Genomic DNA, 20,026 nt, shown 5'->3' on the forward strand with positions numbered 1-20,026 from the left:
CCCAATCTCCTGTCAGAACTTGTAACCACGATGCAGCGCCACGACACCTGCCGTCAGGTTGTAGTAATCAACGCTTTCGAACCCGGCATCTTGCATCATTGCTTTTAAGGTGTCCTGATCGGGATGCATGCGGATGGACTCCGCCAAATAGCGATAACTGTCTGCATCGCTTGCCACCATAGAACCAATGCGCGGCAAAACGTGGAAAGAGTATGCGTCGTAGGCTTTGCTCAGCGGTTCGATAATCGGCTTGGAGAACTCCAGCACCAGTAGACGTCCGCCCGGCTTCAACACGCGATACATAGATCGTAATGCTTTATCTTTATCCGTTACGTTGCGCAGACCGAAAGAGATGGTGATGCAGTCAAACGTGTTGTCTGGGAAAGGTAATGCTTCCGCATTCGCCTGAACGTACTCAACGTTACCCACGACGCCGATATTACGCAGCTTTTCGCGACCCATTTTGAGCATTGAGTCGTTGATATCCGCCAGCACAACTTTGCCAGTTTCGCCTACCATGCGAGAGAATTTCGCCGTCAGATCGCCCGTACCGCCCGCCAAATCGAGAACGGTTTGCCCGCGACGCACGCCACTGCAGTCAATGGTGAAGCGCTTCCACAAACGATGAATGCCAAATGACATTAAGTCATTCATAACGTCATATTTAGACGCCACAGAATGAAAAACGTGGGCCACCATGTCAGCTTTCTGCTCTTTAGCGACGGTCTGAAAGCCAAAGTGCGTCGTTTCTTGTGAATTATCCACCATCTCAGTGCCTGCTCATCCAAAAAATGTTCAAGAAGTGTAACAGATTGGGCCAATTTGCCCTACCCTTCTGCCCGGTTCAACTACCCCAAACGGACTAGTTTGATTGCTGGTTTACCGCTTCATCATCAGGGTAAGGTTCATCCTGCTGCGTTTCAGGAACCGAACGCAAGCGGTACTCTTCATCCTGCGTAGTGGCTTGTTCAGCCAGTTCAGGATTAATCTCGCGCTTAATTTCCACGCCTAAACTGCGAAACGCTTCTGCCTGTGACAGGACGTTTCCACGGCCTGAAGAGAGTTTTTTCATCGCCTGTCGGTAGTTATCCTGAGCTTTATCCAGGCTTTGGCCAATTGCCGACATATCATCCACAAACAAACGCATCTTGTCATAAAGTTTGCTGGCCCGATCGGCAATCTGTTGCGCATTACGACTCTGATGCTCGTAGCGCCACAAGTTGGCAATCGTGCGCAATGCCACCAACAACGTGGTAGGGCTAACCAGCATAATGTTATTTTTAAGGGCTTCGGTAATCAGTTCAGGCTGTCTATCGAGCGCCAATAAAAAAGCAGGCTCAACGGGGATAAACATCAGCACATAGTCAAGTGTGCGCAGCCCAGGAAGCTGCTGATAGTCTTTGCGCCCCAGCAGACGGATATGGTTTCGTACCGAGGCGATGTGCTCCTGCAACGCGCTCTCGCGGGTGTATTCATCTTCAGCATTAAAATAGCGTTCATAGGCGACCAGCGTCATTTTCGCGTCGATCACCACATCTTTGCCCTGCGGTAACCGGACGATGACATCTGGCTGCATCCGCGAACGGGCATCGTTCTCAATGCTGACCTGGGTTTCGTATTCATAGCCTTCGCGCAGACCGGAAGCCTCAAGCACCCGCGTGAGTACGACCTCGCCCCAGTTGCCCTGCGTTTTGTTATCGCCTTTTAATGCCCGCGTCAGGTTTACCGCTTCCTGCGCCATCTGCGCGTTCAGTTGCTGCAGATTACGAATTTCGTGCGCCAGAGTATGGCGTTCTTGCGCCTCTTTACCAAAGCTATCCTGAACCTGGCGTCGAAAACCGTCCAGTTGTTCGCGAAGCGGTGTAAGCAGGCTGTTCAGGCTTTGGCGATTTTGCTCATCTACACGACGGTTGCTGTGCTCGAAAATACGGTTCGCCAGATTTTCAAATTGTTCGCTCAGACGCTGTTCGCTGTTGATCATCTGGCGGATTTTATCTTCCGCATGCTGCTGCGTCGCTTCCAGTCGGGTAGTGACTTCACGAAGATCGGCTTCCAGAGAGGTGTTGATGCTGTGCAGGCTGCGCAATTCGTTATTGAGTAGTTCGCACTCATCGCGCCAGTGGGCTTCCTGTGAGAGCTGCTGGCGGGCGGCGCTTAGCGCAATATCCAGTTCGCGTCGTTCTTCGATGAGATCGGCACGGATCCGATCGGCGTGCGCTTTTGTTGCTAGCCACCCCACCAGCAGCCCTGCGGCTAACGCCAGCACGGCACTCATCATAATTGAAATATCCACAACGCCCCCTTACAGCAACGACTTACCCGCACAAAATAGAATTGTGCTGTATAAACGTCCAGTTTAAAAGGAATTTCCTGCGAGGCACTACGCAAAATAAAAAGGCCGAACGCGTCGGCCTTTTTGAATAGACGGGAGAATTACAGTAAACGACGCGCAGCTTCCACCACGATTTTCACCGCGTGGCTTTCTGTTTGTTTCATCGTTTCCGCATTAGGGATCTCTTGCTGAGTACGGTTCACGATAACCCCCGCGACCATACCAGCACGCAGACCCTGGCTTGCGCACATGGTGAGCAGCGTAGCAGATTCCATTTCGTAGTTCATGACACCCATAGACTGCCACTCTTCCATTGAGCCTTTGAAACGGCTCACTACGCGACCAGAGAAGGTGTCATAACGCTCCTGGCCCGGATAGAAGGTATCAGAAGACGCGGTAACGCCTACGTGGGTGGTGGCGCCGATAGATTTCGCCGCTTCCACCAGCGCGGTGGTGCACTCGAAGTCCGCGACGGCCGGGAATTCCATTGGCGCGAAGTGCAGGCTTGCACCGTCCAGACGGACAGATGCTGTGGTGACCAGTACATCACCTACGTTGATATGTGGCTGAATGGCGCCAGTCGTACCGATACGCAGGAAGGTACGAATGCCCAGCTGTGCCAGTTCTTCTACGGCAATAGAGGTTGACGGACCGCCGATACCGGTAGAGCACACGATCACGGCTTTACCATCCAGCTCAGCACGCCAGGTAGTGAACTCGCGATGAGATGCCAGCTTAACCGGCTTATCCATCAGCGCGGCGATCTTTTCCACACGCTCCGGGTCGCCAGGGACGATAGCGAGCTGAGCCCCTTGTAAATCGTTCTTAGTGAGGCCGAGATGAAAAACATCAGACTTAGACATAAAAACTCCTCTGTGAATCGGTTTTGTCAGAAGAAGCAAAAACACACTTTACCGAAGGCATGAACATATTTTCGTGACAGTCATCACTATGATGTAAATCAATTGCATTCCATTACCATAAAATAGTGACTTGAATCACATAAATGATGCGATGTAAGGAAGCCCTGCACAAAAGATAGACCGTTTAAGGCAATGTGGTTCGTTGCATGTGTCTATAGTTAACAATGCGCTTTTTGGCTGAATATTTAAGGGTACGGAGAATACCATGACAACACGACAATCTGGCTTTGCACCTGCTGTATCTCCACCGACGTCTACCACGGTTCACACTCCGGATAACGCCATTATCGCCGGTGTAACGTCCATACCTTCACAAGGCGATGATATGCCAGCGTATCACGCACGACCAAAACAGTCCGATGGCCCGCTGCCTGTGGTCATTGTCGTGCAGGAGATTTTTGGCATTCATGAACACATTCGTGACGTTTGCCGCCGTCTGGCTCTGGAAGGGTATCTGGCTATCGCACCAGAGCTCTATTTTCGTGAAGGCGATCCCAATGACTTTGCCGATATCCCCACGTTGCTCAGCAGCCTTGTCGCCAAAGTGCCTGACTCTCAGGTATTGGCCGATCTGGATCACGTCGCCAGTTGGGCTTCTCGTAACGGAGGAGATGCCCACCAGTTGATGATCACCGGATTTTGCTGGGGTGGACGCATCACCTGGCTGTATGCAGCTCATAATCCGCAGTTAAAAGCGGCGGTAGCGTGGTATGGCAAACTGGTGGGCGATAAAACCCTCAACTCACCGAAACATCCTGTTGATATCGCGACCGATCTTAACGCCCCCGTTCTGGGACTTTATGGCGGCCAGGACACCAGTATTCCGCAAGATACCGTTGAAACAATGCGTCAGGCGCTGCGCGCCGCCAATGCAAAAGCGGAAATCGTGGTCTATCCGGATGCCGGACATGCCTTTAACGCCGATTATCGTCCGAGCTATCACGAAGAGTCCGCGAAAGATGGCTGGCTGAGAATGCTGGAGTGGTTCACACAATACGGCGGGAAGAAATAAACGTTAATTGCCCGGCGGCGACTACACCTTACCGGGCCTACAACTCTTGCTATTTCCTGTAAGCCGGGTAAGCGCTTGCGCTTCCCGGCCACCGGCACGGAATTACGCCTGACGCAGGTTCTGCGCGGCTTTGACCATGTTCGCCAGCGCGGCGCGGGTTTCCGGCCAGCCGCGCGTTTTCAGGCCGCAGTCCGGGTTGACCCACAGACGCTCGGCCGGAATACGCTGCTCGGCTTTCTTCAGCAGGGCTTCAATCCACTCCACGCTCGGGACGTTCGGCGAGTGAATATCGTATACGCCCGGCCCGATTTCGTTCGGATAGTCAAACTCTTCAAACGATTCCAGCAACTCCATATCAGAGCGTGAAGTCTCAATGGTGATCACGTCCGCGTCCAGCGCCGCAATGGAGTCCATGATGTCGTTGAACTCGCAGTAACACATGTGGGTGTGGATCTGGGTTTCATCCTTCGCCACCGCCGCGTTAATGCGGAAGGCTTCCACGCCCCACTCCAGATACGCCGCCCAGTCGCTGCGGCGCAGTGGCAGACCTTCGCGCAGTGCCGGTTCGTCAATCTGGATAATGCCAATACCCGCCGCTTCCAGATCCGCTACCTCATCACGCAGCGCCAGCGCAATCTGCTTAGCGATGGTTTCACGCGTCACGTCTTCACGCGGGAATGACCAGCAGAGAATGGTCACCGGACCGGTCAACATGCCTTTTACCGGTTTGTCGGTCAGCGACTGGGCATACTTCGCCCACTCCACGGTGATCGCTTCCGGGCGGCTGACATCGCCAATGACCACCGGCGGCTTCACGCAGCGAGAGCCGTAGCTCTGCACCCAACCATTCTGAGTAAAGACGAATCCGTCCAGGTGCTCGCCAAAATATTCCACCATGTCGTTACGTTCGGCTTCACCGTGCACCAGCACGTCGAGCCCCAGACGTTCCTGTTCAACAATCGCCTGTTTGATATGTTCCGCGATACAGGTGCGGTAGTTACCGGCATCCAGGTTGCCCTTTTTGAAGTCCAGACGCAGGCCGCGAATTTCCGTGGTTTGCGGGAATGAGCCGATAGTGGTGGTCGGCCATGCCGGCAGATTAAAGCGGGCACGCTGCGCTTCGGCGCGAACCGGGTAAGCGTTGGCACGTTGGCTGTCCTGGGCGGTGATCGCCGCCAGACGTTTTTCCACTGCGGCGTTGTGTACGCGGGTAGAGTGACGACGAGCCTGGATCGGTGCGCTCCACGCCACAATTGCCGCCGTATCACCGCTGTTCAACGCATCACGCAGCAGCGCCAGCTCGCCGCATTTTTGTAGGGCGAAGGCAAACCAGCTCTTCACTTCTGCATCAAGGCGGGTTTCCACGCTGAGATCGATTGGGCTGTGCAGCAAGGAGCAGGAAGAAGCTACCCACAGGTCTCGTTTCCCGACGATATCTTTAATTTGCGCGTATTTTTGGCTGAGATCGGCACGCCAGACGTTGCGACCGTTCACCAGCCCCGCTGACAGCAACCAGTCGGCAGGCAGACGCTTGTGCAGCTCGGCCACATCATCTTTACCGTGCACGAAGTCAACGTGCAGCCCCTGCACCGGCAGCGCGGTAATGGTATCCAGGTTTGGCGTTACGCCTTCGAAGTAGGTGGTCAGCAGCAGCTTCACCTGACCCGTCAGCGCGTCATACGCCGGTTTGAAGGCGTTCAGCCAAACCTGAGGCAGCTCCAGCACCAGAGCCGGTTCATCAATCTGCACCCACTCAATACCGCGTTTCGCCAGCTCAGCCAGCACCTGCTGGTAAACCGGCAGAATATCGTTCAACAGGCTCAGGCGGTCAAACTGTTCGCCTTTTACTTTCCCCAGCCACAGATAAGTTACCGGTCCCAGCAGCACAGGTTTCACCTTGTGACCGAGCGCCAACGCTTCATCCACTTCATCCAACAGTTGGGTCCAGGTCAGTTTGAACTGCTGACCTTTGGTGAACTCTGGCACCATGTAGTGATAGTTGGTGTTAAACCATTTGGTCATTTCTGCCGCCGCCGCGGGCTCCCCGGTTGGTGCGCGGCCACGGCCAATGCGGAATAAGGTATCGATATCGACCGAGCCGTCTTTATTTTGATGACGAGCCGGAACGTTGCCGAGCAGCAGGCTGGTGGTCAGCACGTGATCGTACCAGGCAAAATCGCCCACCGGCAGCAGGTCAACGCCCGCCTGCTTCTGCTGATCCCAGTGACGGGCACGCAGCTCGCGGCCAACGGTTAGCAAATCTTCACGGGAAGAATTTCCCGCCCAGTAGCTTTCTTGCGCTTTTTTCAGCTCGCGACGCAGGCCAACGCGAGGGAAACCGAGGGTGTGATTAAGTATTGTCATTTTTCTTCCTCTAATTATATGTAAATCCTATTGATTTTTAATTTAGGGAAGGTGGCAAGTTTATTCATCCCAGGAACTTACTGAAGTAAGTGACTGGGGTGGAAAAATACAGCCAACGCACCATAAATTTAAAAGACGAAGGATTTTAGCCGTCCAGATGTTTACACATCCATAATTGACAGTTACTGTATATTCCTCAAGCGCAATTTGTTCATGCCGAAGTGAAGGACTTTCATGATCGAGATTAAACACCTGAAAACGCTCCAGGCGTTGCGGAATAGTGGTTCGCTGGCGGCCGCAGCGGCGACGTTGCATCAGACCCAATCCGCCCTCTCTCACCAATTCAGCGATCTGGAACAGCGCCTTGGCTTTCGACTTTTTATCCGTAAAAGCCAGCCTCTGCGCTTTACGCCTCAAGGCGAAATTTTGCTGCAGTTAGCAAATCAGGTGTTGCCGCAAATTGGTCGTGCGCTGCAGGCCTGCAACGAACCGCAGCAAACCCGGCTGCGGATCGCTATTGAATGCCATAGCTGTATTCAATGGCTGACGCCCGCGCTGGAGAATTTTCGTGCCAACTGGCCGCAGGTGGAGATGGACTTTAAATCCGGCGTGACGTTCGATCCGCAACCAGCGCTACAACAGGATGAGCTGGATCTGGTGCTGACATCCGACATTCTGCCGCGTAGCGGACTGCACTACTCGCCGATGTTCGATTTTGAAGTCCGCCTTGTACTGGCGCCGGACCATCCGCTGGCCAGCAAGACGCAGATCACGCCGGAGGATTTAGCCAGTGAGACGCTGCTTATTTACCCGGTGCAACGGAGTCGACTGGATGTCTGGCGGCATTTCTTGCAGCCTGCGGGCGTTAGTCCGTCGCTGAAGAGCGTAGATAACACCCTGCTGCTGATTCAGATGGTTGCAGCCAGAATGGGTATTGCAGCTTTACCGCACTGGGTGGTGGAGAGTTTTGAACGCCAGGGCCTGGTGGTGACCAAAACCCTGGGTGATGGATTGTGGAGCCGGCTGTACGCCGCCGTGCGCGATGGCGAGCAGCGACAGCCGGTCACGGAAGCGTTTATTCGCTCAGCGCGGAATCACGCCTGCGATCACCTGCCGTTTGTACGGAGTGCGGAACGACCCACTTTCGATGTACCCACAGTGAAGCCACTATCACAGCCGCACCAATGATGAAGCTTGGCCAGTGAGGCTGTTGATGCCAGATAGCCAGGTTAACCAGCAGCCCGGCCGGCACATGCATATTGTTCATGATGCCCAGCGTCCCCGCATCCACCTGGGTCGCGCCGTAGTTCCACATAAAGTAACCAATGCCGGACGCTGCCACGCCAAGAAAGACCAGAATTCCCCACTGTAGCGTGGTTGCAGGCATTTTCTGCGCATTCCCCAGCATGAACCAGGCCACGACCGCCACCATAAAGGCCCCCATGTAAAACCAGGCAAAGGCGTTGTGCTGCGGCATTGGCCGCGTTTCCATCAGACGCTTGTAGCCCACCATGCCAATGGCAAAGCTGAGATTGGACAACTGCACCAGCAGCAGGCCGGTCCAGAAGTGGCTGGTCACCTGATCGTAACGAATGATCCCCGCACCAATCACCGCCAGCAACGCACTGAAGGCGTAGCTCCAGCGCAGACGACGTCCGCTCATCAGGTCATAAATCAGCGTAATGTAGAGCGGCGTCAGCACGGTAAAGAGCAGCAGTTCTGATACCGTCAGGTACAGATAGGCGTGAAAACTCAGCATATACATAATGCCAAGCTGCATGGCGCCCACCAGCATATACAGCGCGATGGTTTTTACGCTATGTCCACGGGTACGTAAAAACGGCAGGAACACCAGCGCCGCCAGCCCAACGCGCACCAGCACCGCAAAATAGCTATCGACATGACCGGCAAGGTACTCGCCAAACAGGCTAAAGGAAAAGGCCCACAGAATTGTGGTAATGATGAGTAACGCCACAATGGATGTCTCTTAACAAAAGGTACGCCCATTGTAGCGAAGTTTTAAGTTGACATCTGGTCAACTAACGAACAAAAACATTACTGCAAAAACAGCTCACGCAGATAATGCGGCACGGCATCGTCGGCATTAAGACCAATGACTTCCAGTTCCGGATGCAGATCCTTCAGGCGCTGGTGAGCATTGCCCATAATGCAGCCTTTCCCTGCCATGGAGAGCATTTCCGCATCGTTCATTCCGTCGCCAAAAGCGATGCAATCTTTCAGGCTGTAGCCCATCGCTTTCGCTACCGCTTCCAGCGCATGACCTTTCGATACGCCGCCAGCCATGACTTCCAGGCAGGTAAGCGTAGAGAAACTGACGTTGACGCGGTCGCCCCAGCGAGCGTTAATCGCCTGTTCCAGCGGCAGCAGCCTTTCGTGAGAATCGGTGGTGAAAAACACCTTACTCACGCCTTCCGGCTCCAGTAGCGCAGGTTCAAACAGTGAATAGTTAAACACTGCTTCTTTGAAGAAGCGCATTTCGTCCGGGCGATGGCGGTTCATAAACCACTCATCATCACGATAAACGTTGGTCACGATGTCCGGGTTTGCATTCACTACGCCAAACAGGTCGCTGGCAATGTCGCGATCCAGGTTATGCGAAAACACCAGATTCCCGTCAGAATCATGCACCCGCGCGCCGTTGGACGTGATCATGTAGGTTTTAATGCCGAGGTTATCGCGAATTTGCCCCACATCAACATGATGACGGCCAGTCGCAAACACGAAGTTAACGCCACGAGCGGTCAATAACTTCAGCGTCTCTTTGGCATAAGGGGACAGAGTATGGTCGGGAGAAAGCAGCGTACCGTCTAAATCAGACGCAACAACCTGATACATAAGAAAATTCAACCTCTAGGCAAAGCGGGTTCCGCTGGATGAGTTATGCTTGTCGAAAAATTCGACAATAGCGTTAAGCGCGACTGAGCGCATTGCGTCCTTTTCAAAAAGGATCTCATGGTACGCGCCTTTGATGACCAGCGGCTGCCCCCCTTCTACGGGATGGCCCGCTGCGGCGCGGAGTTCACAAAAACGATCGTGCATGCGGTTATCTACCACACGCTCTTCTTCGGCCTGAATCAGCAACGTCGGCGTCGCGTCGTCTCCTGCTCCAGCCAGAACCTGTTCGCCTGCCAGAATACCTTCACGTACCCAGTGGTAGGTGGGGCCGCCAACGCGCAGCCGTGGCTCATCCGCATAGAAGCGTAGATTGCGCCGATAGCGCTGTCGACTATGGGTTAACGCATTCATACCGAATGGCAGCGCCCGCCAGCGCCCGGTACCCATCGCATAACCTTCGCGGATCCGCGGATGCCCTTCAGCCCAGTCCAGAATGTGGCGTACCATCCAGTCGGGAAAGCGCATCACAATACCAAACATCGGCGCGCAAAGCGCGATGGCATCACACTGATTCGGGTGGCGCTGCAAGAATAACGTGGCTATCGCACCGCCCATTGAATGCGCCAGTATATAGCGCTTTCTCCACGGACCGGGTAGCACTTCCTGCTGCCAGAAGGCGGTTAAATCGTCGACATAGTCATTAAAGTTATCGACATGACCGCGATGCGGGTCCGAAAGCATACGCCCGGAACGCCCCTGTCCACGGTGATCGATAATGAGGACGTCAAAACCAGAATGAAACAGGTCATACGCCAGTTCAGCGTATTTCACGTAGCTTTCAATGCGTCCAGGACAGACGACGATGACGCGATCGTTTTTTTCTGCGTGAAAACGCACAAAATGGACGGGGATATCATCCACGCCCGTAAATTCCGCTTCTTCCCGCTGACGCCAGAAATCTGTCAGTGGCCCCATGGAAAAAGCAGCAAACGCGTTTTCTCTTGTTTCCCAGTCTTTTTGCTGCTGAAACATCGGGTATCCAGCCTCGCTGACCAAGTAAAATCGTTTTTTTCGCCGTCGCTGACACAACCTAACGGCAGTAGCGTATTGTGGCATAAAAATAGACAATCCGGGAGTTTCTCATGACCTTTGAATGGTGGTTCGCCTACCTGTTGACCTCTATTATTTTGAGCTTGTCTCCAGGCTCTGGCGCAATCAACACCATGACCACTGCCATCAGTCACGGTTATCGCGGCGCCAGCGCGTCGATTGCTGGTTTGCAGACAGGACTTGGCATTCATATCGTTCTGGTTGGCGTAGGACTGGGAACGCTATTTTCACGTTCGGTTATCGCATTTGAGGTGCTGAAGTGGGCGGGGGCGGCCTATCTGATTTGGCTGGGTATTCAGCAATGGCGGGCGGCGGGTGCTATCGATCTGAACACCATGGCGAATACGCAATCGCGCAGCCGCCTGTTCAAACGCGCAGTCTTTGTTAATCTGACCAACCCCAAGAGCATTGTTTTCCTTGCCGCCCTGTTCCCGCAGTTTATCCTGCCGCAGGAACCGCAGTTAATGCAGTACGTGGTGCTTGGCGTCACGACCATCGTGGTCGATATCATTGTGATGATCGGTTACGCGACGCTGGCCACGCGCATTGCTGGCTGGATTAAAGGGCCAAAGCAAATGAAAGCGTTAAACAAAGTGTTTGGCTCGCTGTTTATGCTGATAGGCGCCTTGTTAGCCTCGGCACGGCATGCCTGATGAAGGTGCCGGAGGCGCTTGCGCTTATCCGGCCCGGAAGAAACTTAACGCGAAATAATCAGGTGGATACCGAAGCCCGCAAACAGCGCACCGGCAAAACCATCAATCCACTTCGCCAGACGCTGATAGCCACGACGCATTTTCGGCAGTGCAAACAGGCTGGCGACTACGGTAAACCACGCCAACGTTTCCACGATGATCAGGGCAAAGATCCCCCAGCGTGCGCCCGTTCCCACGTTATCGCCAACGAACAATGAGAACACGGAGCCAAAATAGATAATGGCTTTAGGGTTCGCCAGGTTGGTCAGCAGCCCCTTCAAAAAGCTGCGTCCGCTCTGCGCCAGCTCAACCTGCGGAGTGGGAGTCGCAACATCCTGTTTTTTAAACGCGCCGCGTAGCATCTGATAACCCATCCAGCACAGATACAGCCCCCCGCCCACCATAATAATGGTGTGCAGCCAGGCCATTTTTTCGATAATCAGATGTAGGCCGAGCAGCGCTATGCCAGCCCAGACCATGACGCCACAAGTAATACCCAGCACGCCCATCATGGCTTCTTTGCGCGAACGGCTAACCGCTGTTTGAGAAACAAAGAAAAAGTCGGGACCAGGGCTCATCAGCGCAACGATATGCACCAACGCAACGGTGAAAAATAGCGTTAACATAAAAATGACTCGCGGGGGAAATAGTTCAGTGAGTCACCATCCTGGCACTTTTTTGCCTGGCTGACTACTCTTCGTCGTCACCATCAACGTGCGCGCGAATAAGCGCCATAAACTCTTTGCCAAAACGCTCAAGTTTACGCATCCCCACGCCATTAACGCTCAGCATTTCGCTCGGTGAAACCGGCATCTGCTCAGCCATTTCAATCAGCGTGGCATCGTTGAACACTACATACGGCGGGATATTTTCTTCATCAGCAATGGCTTTACGCAGCTTCCGCAATTTGGCGAACAGTTTGCGATCGTAGTTGCCACCGAAGGATTTCTGCATCGCTCGCGGTTTCAGCGCCACAATACGCGGTACCGCAAGCTGTAGCGCAACATCACCACGCAGTACCGGACGCGCGGCTTCGGTTAGCTGTAACGCGGAGTGATGAGCAATATTCTGCGTCACCAGCCCAAGATGAATAAGCTGGCGGATAACGCTTACCCAATGTTCATGGCTTTGCTCACGACCAATGCCATAGACCGGCAGCTTGTCATGGGCCAGCTCGCGAATTCGCTGGTTATTCGCTCCGCGCAGAACCTCCACGACATAACCCATACCAAAGCGTTGATTAACACGGTAGATAGTCGACAGCGCTTTGCGCGCATCCATGAGTCCGTCGTACTGTTTTGGCGGGTCGAGACAGATGTCGCAGTTACCACACGGCTCCTGACGCCCCTCGCCAAAATAGTTCAACAGCACCAGACGACGACAGGTTTGCGCCTCGGCAAACGCCCCCATCGCATTGAGCTTATGCCGTTCGATATCCAGCAGTTGCCCGGCGGGTTTCTCTTCGAGGCAACGGCGCAGCCATGCCATATCAGCCGGATCGTAAAACAGCATTGCTTCCGCAGGCAGGCCGTCACGCCCGGCGCGGCCGGTTTCCTGGTAATAGGACTCGATGTTGCGCGGAATATCGAAATGCACCACGAAGCGTACGTTAGGTTTGTTGATTCCCATACCGAACGCTACGGTCGCCACCACGATTTGCAGGTCATCACGCTGGAATTTCTCATGCACTTCTGCACGTACAGCGTTTTCCAGCCCGGCATGATAAGCCCCGGCGCTAATGCCTCGGCTTTGCAGACGCGCGGCGGTGTCTTCTACTTTAGCGCGACTGTTACAGTAAATAATACCGGACTTACCGCGCTGCTCTTGCACGTAGCGCATCAGTTGATCGAGCGGCTTAAACTTCTCCATCAACATGTAGCGAATATTCGGGCGATCAAAGCTGCTGATCTGAATTAACGGGTCGTTGAGCCCCAGCAGACGCACAATATCCAGCCGGGTTGTCTCGTCCGCGGTCGCGGTCAGCGCGACAAACGGCAGGGTTGGGAAACGTTGACGCAACTGCCCCAGCGCGGCGTATTCCGGGCGGAAATCATGCCCCCACTGCGAAATACAGTGCGCTTCATCAACCGCCAGCAGCACCGGGTTCCAGTGCGCCAGATTTTCAAGGAAGTTATCCAGCATCAGGCGTTCGGGCGCAATGTACAGTAAGCGAATCTGCCCGCTACGACAGCCTGCCATCACCTCAAGCTGCTGCTCACGGCTTTGGGTGGAGTTCAGACATGCGGCCGCCACGCCGTTGGCAAGCAGTTGATCGACCTGATCTTTCATCAGAGAAATCAGCGGAGAAACAACAACGGTGAGGCCGTTAAGCAATAATGCGGGAATTTGATAGCACAGGGATTTTCCGCCACCGGTCGGCATAACGACCAGGCAGTCGCGACCAGCGATCACGGTATCAATGATTTCTTCCTGACCAGGGCGAAACTGTTGGTAGCCAAAGGTTTCCTGCAAAACCTGTTTAGCGCCCATTTCCAGATTCAACACTTCCGCCTGCGCCACATTAACCCCATTAGCCTGAAATAAAAACAGGCGCTATTTTCAGCGCCTGAGAGAGAAACTGCAATGATTAAAATACTCTCAATATCTGTCAGAAGATATCGTTAAGCATTACACCCACGCCAACACGGGTCTGATTGAAGTTGTAGTCAATCAGTGATTCGCCGTAGCCGCTGTAGACCTGGGTATAAAGACGCACATGCTTGGTAATGGGATAACTGGCCCCCAGCTCTGCGCCGCCGTAGCCGGTATTCCAGTTGTACTGGCCTTTCACACTGATCACCGCGTCACCCAGGTGATAACCCATTTTCAACTGATAGTAGCCCATATATTTGGTGATATCAGGGTTATCGTCAGTGCTGCCGATAACGTACCACGGCTTAACTTCCACCAGCCAGTTACCGTTTTCAGCCATCAGCCGGGTGTAAAGGCGGTTCCAGCTACGTGAGGTGGGGTCGGATCGACCATTGGAGTCATGGTTATAGCCCATTTCGACATCGCGGAGCGTCCAACCGGCAAAGCGATAGTCGGTGGCGAAACCGAGGAACAATTGCGGTTCATAGTTGGTTTCGCGAAACGGTGCAGACTCTTCACTGTTCGAAAGCTGCCACCAGGACTTCTGGGTATAGGAACCGCCGAGTACCGAGTTCGGGCCTAATATTCCGCGCCAGAGCGGAAACGCCAGGCTTAGCTGAAACTTAACCTCATCTTTGCGCGCATTTTCGGACCAGCTATAGCTGCTGATCGCCTCTTTGTTCATGTCGCTAGTATTGGTGTAGATGAGATAGTTGGTCTCATAAGGATAAAGCGTGAAAGGGTTGTCATGCTCCTGCAGCATGTTAGCGATAATACTGCCGCGAACCGCCGGTGCATCATGAATCTCTTTCACTGTCGCTTCCTGCGCATACGCGGTCAACGGCAGCATGACTGCTGGTAGTAACCATCCCAGAATCGCCCGCATCGGTAATGTTCTCCTGAACCAAAATATTGATGAATTGTATAATTATCTGGCAAGTATTCTACATACTTAGCGAGTTCCTCGTTAGTTATCCCGTCCTAAAGTAGAAAACAACAAATAATAAGCATAATATCAACATTTCATTAACCATTGAGATGTAGGGATCGTATGTCTGCCGTACTTACTGCTGAGGAAGCGCTGAAGTTAGTGGGTGAAATGTTTGTCTATCACATGCCGTTTAACCGGGCTCTGGGTCTGGAGCTTGAACGCTATGAGAAAGAATTTGCTCAATTAGCCTTTAATAATCAACCGATGATGGTCGGCAACTGGGCGCAAAGCATTCTACATGGCGGCGTGATCGCGTCGGCGCTGGACGTTGCCGCCGGGCTGGTGTGCGTTGGCAGTACGCTGACCCGCCATGAGACGATCAGCGAGGACGAACTGCGTCAGCGAATGTCACGTATGGGGACAATCGATTTGCGCGTTGATTACCTGCGCCCGGGGAGAGGAAATCGCTTTACCGCCACCAGTAGCCTGCTGCGGGCGGGGAATAAAGTCGCCGTTGCGCGCGTGGAACTGCATAACGAAGAACAGCTTTATATTGCCAGCGCAACCGCCACTTATATGGTGGGGTAAGTGCTCAAAAAAAGGTAAACTGCTGTTACATTTCTGAAATGAGTTTTCCCGATGGATGCTAAACAAACGCGGCAGGGCGTGTTACTCGCTCTTGCTGCTTATTTTATTTGGGGTATCGCTCCTGCCTACTTCAAGCTGATTTACTATGTCCCGGCGGATGAGATCCTGACGCATCGCGTCATCTGGTCATTTTTCTTTATGGTGGTACTGATGAGCATCAGCCGCCAGTGGTCGGGCATCAAAACACTGCTACAAACGCCAAAGAAGATCTTCCTGCTGGCGCTCTCTGCAGTGCTCATCGGTGGAAACTGGCTGCTGTTCATTTGGGCGGTCAATAATCATCATATGCTGGAAGCCAGCCTGGGCTATTTTATTAACCCGCTGGTGAATATTGTGCTGGGAATGCTTTTCCTCGGCGAGCGCTTTCGTCGCATGCAGTGGCTGGCGGTACTGTTAGCCGCCTGCGGCGTACTGGTACAGCTGTGGACCTTCGGATCGCTGCCAATCATCGCGTTGGGCCTGGCGTTCAGTTTTGCTTTCTATGGTCTGGTACGCAAGAAGATTGCCGTCGAAGCACAAACCGGCATGCTGATCGAAACCCTGTGGCTTTTACCCGTTGCGGCCATCTATCTGTTTGGCATTGCGGACAGCCCAACCAGCCATATGGGGCAAAACCCCATGTCGCTCAATCTGCTGCTGATTGCTGCAGGTGTCGTGACCACCATTCCGCTGCTGTGCTTTACCGGCGCGGCGACCCGCCTGCGTCTGTCCACGCTGGGTTTCTTCCAGTATATCGGACCCACGCTAATGTTCCTGCTGGCCGTCACTTTCTACGGTGAAGTTCCGGGAGCGGATAAAATGGTCACGTTTGCGTTTATCTGGGTGGCGCTGGCAGTTTTCGTGATGGATGCGATTTATACGCAACGACGGGTACGTCGGAGCTGAAGAAGTGCCGGATAAGGCGTAACCGCCATCCGGCACAGCCATTACAGCCAGTTCTTGCGCTTAAAGTACAGATACGGTGCCAGACCCGCGAGCATCATAAAGACAATCGCCCCTGGGTAACCGAAGCTCCAGTGCAGTTCCGGCATGAACTCAAAGTTCATGCCGTAGCTGGAAGCCACCAGCGTCGGCGGCAGGAACACCACAGAGACCACCGAGAAGATCTTGATGATGCGGTTCTGCTCGATATTGATAAAGCCCATCGCCGCCTGCATCAGGAAGTTAACCTTCTGGAACAGTGATTCGTTGTGCGGCAGCAGGGATTCGATATCGCGCAGAATCTCGCGCGCCTGTTCCAGCTGACTCCCCGGCAAACGCGCTTTACGCACCAGGAAGTTCAGTGCGCGCTGGGTATCCATCAGACACAGGCGGACCTTCCAGCCGATATCTTCCAGTTCCGCCAGCGTCGAAAGCGCTTCGTCATATTCATCACCCTGACGCCCTTCCATGATCACACGGCTGAGTTTTTCCAGGTCGCTGTAGATATTTTCGATCTCATCCGCCAACTGTTCAATTTTAGTTTCGAACAGGTCGAGCAGCAGCTCGTAAGCGTTGCCATCCACCATCGCCTGATTACGCGCACGCATGCGGTACAGGCGGAATGCCGGCAGCTCGCGCTCGCGCAGAGTAAACAGGCGACCTTCGCGAATGGTAAATGCGACGGTTGAGTTACCCGCGTGATCGTCGGCATCTTCATAGAAGAAGAAGGAGTGAATGTGCAGACCGTCTTCGTCTTCAAAAAAACGCGCAGATGCTTCGATGTCTTCCAGTTCAGGGCGCGTAGCCAGATTCTGGCCCAAGTCCTTTTGCACACGGTTTCGTTCTTCGTCATCCGGCTCGACTAAATCGACCCAAACCGAACTGGCCAGGTGCTCGATTTCGTCTGCCTCAAGGCGAGTTAAACGATTGTTTTCCAGTTGAAATGCGCTCAGCATGACCGGGACTCCCAATGCAAAAAATTATCGGACAGTTCGGAGGGCACACAGAAACAAATTGGGTTTCAGACCATTAAACAGCCTGACTCAGCGCGACGGGAAAAAACAGAAGGTCGCTGACAACCGCGAAGGCTATCAGCAAAAAGGGATAGCCTTAGGAGTTGATCCTGGATGACAGGATAATGAGCCAGTATCTACTGGGTGTGTCCAAGGCGAATGTCCTCTTAGCGTAATCGTGCGCGCATGTTACGCCAGCAAAATTTTGACGTCAACACGCAACGGATGGCGAAAAAGTAATAATTTCCCCTTATACAGAAAGGTTAGCAGAGGGGAATTATTTATCTATGATTTCAGAATATTAACCGACAGATAGCGGGATGGCGGCTTCGCCTTGTCCGGCCTGGAAATCAAAATGTTACCCGGTCTGTAGGCCGGATAAGACGCGCCAGCGTCGCCATCCGGCAAAGCCAAACCGATCAAACCGTTTCCAGTCTGGCGTAGGCTGCCACCAGCCATTTGATCCCTTGCCCCTGGAACGCGACCTGCAAACGACTATGCTCACCGCTTCCTTCCAGATTGACGATGGTGCCCTCACCAAACTTAGCGTGGCGCACGCGCTGGCCGAGCTTGTAGCCGGTATCATTTTCCGCCATTGGCGTGCCCATCCGCTGATGGCTCACCGGGCGGCTAACCGTGGCGCGCAGGCGAACCTCTTCAACGCACGCTTCCGGCAGTTCGCCGATAAAGCGCGACGGACGGTGGTAAACCTCTTTGCCGTACAGACGACGCGTTTCGGCGTAGGTCAGCGTCAGCTTTTGCATCGCCCGGGTCACGCCTACGTAAGCCAGGCGGCGCTCTTCTTCGAGGCGCCCACCTTCGTCCAGCGACATCTGGCTGGGGAACATGCCTTCTTCCATACCCACGATAAATACCTGGGGGAACTCCAGACCTTTCGCCGAGTGCAGCGTCATCAGTTGTACCGCATCCTGCCAGGTATCCGCCTGCCCTTCGCCTGCTTCCAGCGCGGCGTGTGACAGGAACGCCTGTAGCGGCATTAAGTCTTCGTCTTCTTCGTTGTAGCTGAACTGGCGCGTTGCCGTCACCAGTTCGTCTAAGTTTTCGATACGCGTCTGACCCTTCTCGCCTTTTTCCTGCTCGTACATCATGCGCAGGCCGGAGTCTTTAATCACCCGGTCAGTCTGCACGTGCAGCGGCATATCGGCGGTCTCCTGCGCCAGCGCATCGATCAGCTCCATAAAACGCTGTAAGGCGCTGGCGGCGCGACCCGCGAGGGCTTTTTCCTGCAACAGCTCACGACAGGCCTGCCACAACGTAAGCTGGCGGTCACGGGAGGTCTGACGCACGACATCTAATGTACGATCGCCAATCCCGCGGGTTGGCGTATTCACCACGCGTTCAAATGCGGCGTCGTCATTACGGTTAGCGATCAGGCGCAGGTAGGAGAGCGCATCTTTGATTTCCTGGCGTTCGAAGAAGCGCATCCCACCATAGATACGGTACGGCATGCTGGCTTGTAACAACGCCTCTTCCAGCACGCGCGACTGGGCGTTGCTGCGATACAAAATGGCGCACTGTTCCAGCGCACCGCCATTGTCCTGCCAGGTTTTGATACGATTGACCACAAAACGCGCTTCATCGAGTTCGTTGAACGCGCAGTACAGTGAAATTGGTTCGCCGTCGACGCCATCGGTCCACAGCTTTTTACCCAAACGCCCGTTGTTGTTTTCAATCAGGGCGTTGGCCGCGCTGAGGATGTTGTTGGTCGAGCGGTAGTTCTGCTCCAGGCGAATAGTTTCTGCGCCCGGGAAATCCGTGAGGAAACGCTGGATGTTTTCCACCTGCGCCCCACGCCAGCCGTAGATCGACTGGTCATCATCGCCAACGATCATCACTTTGCCGGTATCGCCCGCCAGCAGGCGGATCCAGGCGTACTGAATGTTGTTGGTATCCTGGAATTCGTCCACCAGGATATTGGTAAAGCGTTCGCGGTAGTGCTGCAGGATATGCGGCTTGTTGAGCCACAGTTCATGGGCGCGCAGCAACAGCTCGGCGAAATCCACCAGCCCCGCGCGATCACACGCTTCCTGATAGGCCTGATACACCTTTTGCCAGGTTTGCTCAACCGGGTTGCCATAGCTCTGCAGATGGTGCGGGCGCAGCCCTTCGTCTTTCTGGCTATTGATAAACCACATCGCCTGACGCGGCGGCCACTGCTTCTCATCAAGATTCATCGCCTTGATCAAACGCTTGAGCAAACGCAATTGGTCTTCGCTGTCGAGGATCTGGAAATCCTGCGGCAGGTTCGCATCCATATGGTGCGCGCGCAGCAGACGGTGCGCCAGACCGTGGAATGTACCCACCCACATACCGCCCTGGCTGGTTCCCATGATCTGGCCAATACGGTGGCGCATTTCCGCCGCTGCTTTGTTGGTAAAGGTCACCGCCATAATGGAGTATGGCGAATTGTTCTCTACCGTCAGTAACCAGGCGATACGGTGCACCAGCACGCGAGTTTTACCACTCCCCGCGCCGGCCAAAACCAGCATGTTGCTGCGTGGCGCGGCCACCGCTTCACGCTGTTTATCATTAAGGCTGTCGAGCAGGTAAGAAACGTCCATTGGCACCGCCGCGTAAAAGTAGGTAAGGCGGATAAGCGTAGCGCCATCCG

The 20,026-nt window shown here is 54.0% G+C and carries 18 protein-coding genes; 5 read left to right on the plus strand and 13 right to left on the minus strand.

Translation table 11 applies throughout. The features are described 5' to 3' along the window. Positions 1–12 precede the first annotated feature (12 nt). The 3 genes from ubiE to udp form a co-directional block, all read right to left on the minus strand. Entirely contained in the window at positions 13–768 is a 756-nt protein-coding gene (ubiE, locus tag OGV65_RS09940) for a bifunctional demethylmenaquinone methyltransferase/2-methoxy-6-polyprenyl-1,4-benzoquinol methylase UbiE (RefSeq protein WP_003017897.1), read from the minus strand. Positions 769–862: 94 nt separating this feature from the next. After that, the gene (gene rmuC / locus OGV65_RS09945; RefSeq protein WP_019078423.1) at positions 863–2,293 is read right to left on the minus strand and encodes a DNA recombination protein RmuC; all 1,431 of its coding nucleotides are present in this window, start codon (positions 2,291–2,293) and stop codon (positions 863–865) included. Positions 2,294–2,433: 140 nt separating this feature from the next. Beyond that, positions 2,434–3,195: a uridine phosphorylase gene (udp, locus tag OGV65_RS09950; RefSeq protein WP_006686084.1), complete on the minus strand. Its 762-nt coding sequence runs from the start codon at positions 3,193–3,195 to the stop codon at positions 2,434–2,436. Positions 3,196–3,460: 265 nt separating this feature from the next. Here udp and OGV65_RS09955 point away from each other — a divergent pair, with 265 nt between their 5' ends. After that, on the plus strand, positions 3,461–4,267 hold the full coding sequence (locus tag OGV65_RS09955) for a dienelactone hydrolase family protein (protein ID WP_016155137.1): 807 nt from the start codon (positions 3,461–3,463) through the stop codon (positions 4,265–4,267). Between the two features lie 102 nt (positions 4,268–4,369). Here OGV65_RS09955 and metE read toward each other — a convergent pair whose 3' ends face one another. Beyond that, positions 4,370–6,631 carry a 5-methyltetrahydropteroyltriglutamate--homocysteine S-methyltransferase gene (gene metE / locus OGV65_RS09960; protein WP_286454906.1) on the minus strand — a complete coding sequence of 754 codons (2,262 nt, stop codon included), beginning with the start codon at positions 6,629–6,631 and terminating at the stop codon, positions 4,370–4,372. Positions 6,632–6,865: 234 nt separating this feature from the next. Between metE and metR the strand changes: the two genes are divergently transcribed. After that, complete coding sequence (metR, locus tag OGV65_RS09965) at positions 6,866–7,819, plus strand: HTH-type transcriptional regulator MetR (protein WP_003017908.1); 954 nt, start codon at positions 6,866–6,868, stop codon at positions 7,817–7,819. Here the strand turns inward: metR and OGV65_RS09970 are convergent. The 3 genes from OGV65_RS09970 to pldB all read right to left on the minus strand — a co-directional run bounded on the left by OGV65_RS09970 (position 7,707) and on the right by pldB (position 10,519). Continuing rightward, positions 7,707–8,606, minus strand: a complete 900-nt coding sequence (locus OGV65_RS09970; RefSeq protein ID WP_141876190.1) for a carboxylate/amino acid/amine transporter — start codon at positions 8,604–8,606, stop codon at positions 7,707–7,709. The two genes, metR and OGV65_RS09970, sit on opposite strands and share 113 nt — an antisense overlap. A gap of 80 nt (positions 8,607–8,686) precedes the next feature. After that, positions 8,687–9,487, minus strand: coding sequence for a sugar/pyridoxal phosphate phosphatase YigL (gene yigL, locus OGV65_RS09975; protein WP_008787091.1), 801 nt, complete (start codon positions 9,485–9,487; stop codon positions 8,687–8,689). Between the two features lie 15 nt (positions 9,488–9,502). Continuing rightward, positions 9,503–10,519 carry a lysophospholipase L2 gene (gene pldB, locus OGV65_RS09980; RefSeq protein WP_003017911.1) on the minus strand — a complete coding sequence of 339 codons (1,017 nt, stop codon included), beginning with the start codon at positions 10,517–10,519 and terminating at the stop codon, positions 9,503–9,505. Positions 10,520–10,629: 110 nt separating this feature from the next. Here pldB and rhtB point away from each other — a divergent pair, with 110 nt between their 5' ends. Next, positions 10,630–11,250, plus strand: a complete 621-nt coding sequence (gene rhtB, locus OGV65_RS09985) for a homoserine/homoserine lactone efflux protein (protein ID WP_003828938.1) — start codon at positions 10,630–10,632, stop codon at positions 11,248–11,250. A gap of 44 nt (positions 11,251–11,294) precedes the next feature. On the opposite strand, the gene rhtC is transcribed toward rhtB, so the two are convergent. From rhtC to pldA, 3 genes are all read right to left on the minus strand, one after another. Beyond that, positions 11,295–11,915: a threonine export protein RhtC gene (gene rhtC / locus OGV65_RS09990; protein WP_019078428.1), complete on the minus strand. Its 621-nt coding sequence runs from the start codon at positions 11,913–11,915 to the stop codon at positions 11,295–11,297. Positions 11,916–11,979: 64 nt separating this feature from the next. Continuing rightward, the gene (gene recQ / locus OGV65_RS09995; RefSeq protein WP_286454907.1) at positions 11,980–13,809 is read right to left on the minus strand and encodes an ATP-dependent DNA helicase RecQ; all 1,830 of its coding nucleotides are present in this window, start codon (positions 13,807–13,809) and stop codon (positions 11,980–11,982) included. Positions 13,810–13,897: 88 nt separating this feature from the next. Beyond that, a complete protein-coding gene (gene pldA / locus OGV65_RS10000) occupies positions 13,898–14,767 on the minus strand; it encodes a phospholipase A (protein ID WP_016157849.1) in 870 nt (289 codons plus the stop codon). A gap of 165 nt (positions 14,768–14,932) precedes the next feature. Here pldA and yigI point away from each other — a divergent pair, with 165 nt between their 5' ends. Both yigI and rarD read left to right on the plus strand, forming a co-directional pair. After that, on the plus strand, positions 14,933–15,400 hold the full coding sequence (gene yigI / locus OGV65_RS10005) for an acyl-CoA thioesterase YigI (protein ID WP_003017917.1): 468 nt from the start codon (positions 14,933–14,935) through the stop codon (positions 15,398–15,400). Between the two features lie 51 nt (positions 15,401–15,451). Beyond that, entirely contained in the window at positions 15,452–16,345 is an 894-nt protein-coding gene (gene rarD, locus OGV65_RS10010; RefSeq protein ID WP_016155131.1) for an EamA family transporter RarD, read from the plus strand. 41 nt (positions 16,346–16,386) lie between these two features. Here the strand turns inward: rarD and corA are convergent, their stop codons facing one another. From corA to uvrD, 3 genes are all read right to left on the minus strand, one after another. Continuing rightward, positions 16,387–17,337: a magnesium/cobalt transporter CorA gene (corA, locus tag OGV65_RS10015; RefSeq protein ID WP_003017920.1), complete on the minus strand. Its 951-nt coding sequence runs from the start codon at positions 17,335–17,337 to the stop codon at positions 16,387–16,389. Positions 17,338–17,491: 154 nt separating this feature from the next. After that, a complete protein-coding gene (gene ysgD, locus OGV65_RS10020) occupies positions 17,492–17,548 on the minus strand; it encodes a YsgD/CorL family protein (protein ID WP_212723238.1) in 57 nt (18 codons plus the stop codon). 265 nt (positions 17,549–17,813) lie between these two features. Then, the gene (gene uvrD, locus OGV65_RS10025; protein WP_003828957.1) at positions 17,814–19,976 is read right to left on the minus strand and encodes a DNA helicase II; all 2,163 of its coding nucleotides are present in this window, start codon (positions 19,974–19,976) and stop codon (positions 17,814–17,816) included. Positions 19,977–20,026: the final 50 nt, after the last annotated feature.

Source organism: Citrobacter sp. Cb004, assembly GCF_030337065.1.
Classification (GTDB): Bacteria; Pseudomonadota; Gammaproteobacteria; order Enterobacterales; family Enterobacteriaceae; genus Citrobacter; species Citrobacter braakii.

What these genes read in the sequence shown, in the direction of transcription:
- ubiE (WP_003017897.1), bottom strand. Translation starts at nt 768, where the DNA reads ATGGTGGATAATTCACAAGAAACGACGCACTTTGGCTTTCAGACCGTC.
- udp (WP_006686084.1), bottom strand. Translation starts at nt 3,195, where the DNA reads ATGTCTAAGTCTGATGTTTTTCATCTCGGCCTCACTAAGAACGATTTA.
- OGV65_RS09955 (WP_016155137.1), top strand. Translation starts at nt 3,461, where the DNA reads ATGACAACACGACAATCTGGCTTTGCACCTGCTGTATCTCCACCGACG.
- metE (WP_286454906.1), bottom strand. Translation starts at nt 6,631, where the DNA reads ATGACAATACTTAATCACACCCTCGGTTTCCCTCGCGTTGGCCTGCGT.
- metR (WP_003017908.1), top strand. Translation starts at nt 6,866, where the DNA reads ATGATCGAGATTAAACACCTGAAAACGCTCCAGGCGTTGCGGAATAGT.
- yigL (WP_008787091.1), bottom strand. Translation starts at nt 9,487, where the DNA reads ATGTATCAGGTTGTTGCGTCTGATTTAGACGGTACGCTGCTTTCTCCC.
- pldB (WP_003017911.1), bottom strand. Translation starts at nt 10,519, where the DNA reads ATGTTTCAGCAGCAAAAAGACTGGGAAACAAGAGAAAACGCGTTTGCT.
- rhtB (WP_003828938.1), top strand. Translation starts at nt 10,630, where the DNA reads ATGACCTTTGAATGGTGGTTCGCCTACCTGTTGACCTCTATTATTTTG.
- rhtC (WP_019078428.1), bottom strand. Translation starts at nt 11,915, where the DNA reads ATGTTAACGCTATTTTTCACCGTTGCGTTGGTGCATATCGTTGCGCTG.
- pldA (WP_016157849.1), bottom strand. Translation starts at nt 14,767, where the DNA reads ATGCGGGCGATTCTGGGATGGTTACTACCAGCAGTCATGCTGCCGTTG.
- yigI (WP_003017917.1), top strand. Translation starts at nt 14,933, where the DNA reads ATGTCTGCCGTACTTACTGCTGAGGAAGCGCTGAAGTTAGTGGGTGAA.
- rarD (WP_016155131.1), top strand. Translation starts at nt 15,452, where the DNA reads ATGGATGCTAAACAAACGCGGCAGGGCGTGTTACTCGCTCTTGCTGCT.
- corA (WP_003017920.1), bottom strand. Translation starts at nt 17,337, where the DNA reads ATGCTGAGCGCATTTCAACTGGAAAACAATCGTTTAACTCGCCTTGAG.
- uvrD (WP_003828957.1), bottom strand. Translation starts at nt 19,976, where the DNA reads ATGGACGTTTCTTACCTGCTCGACAGCCTTAATGATAAACAGCGTGAA.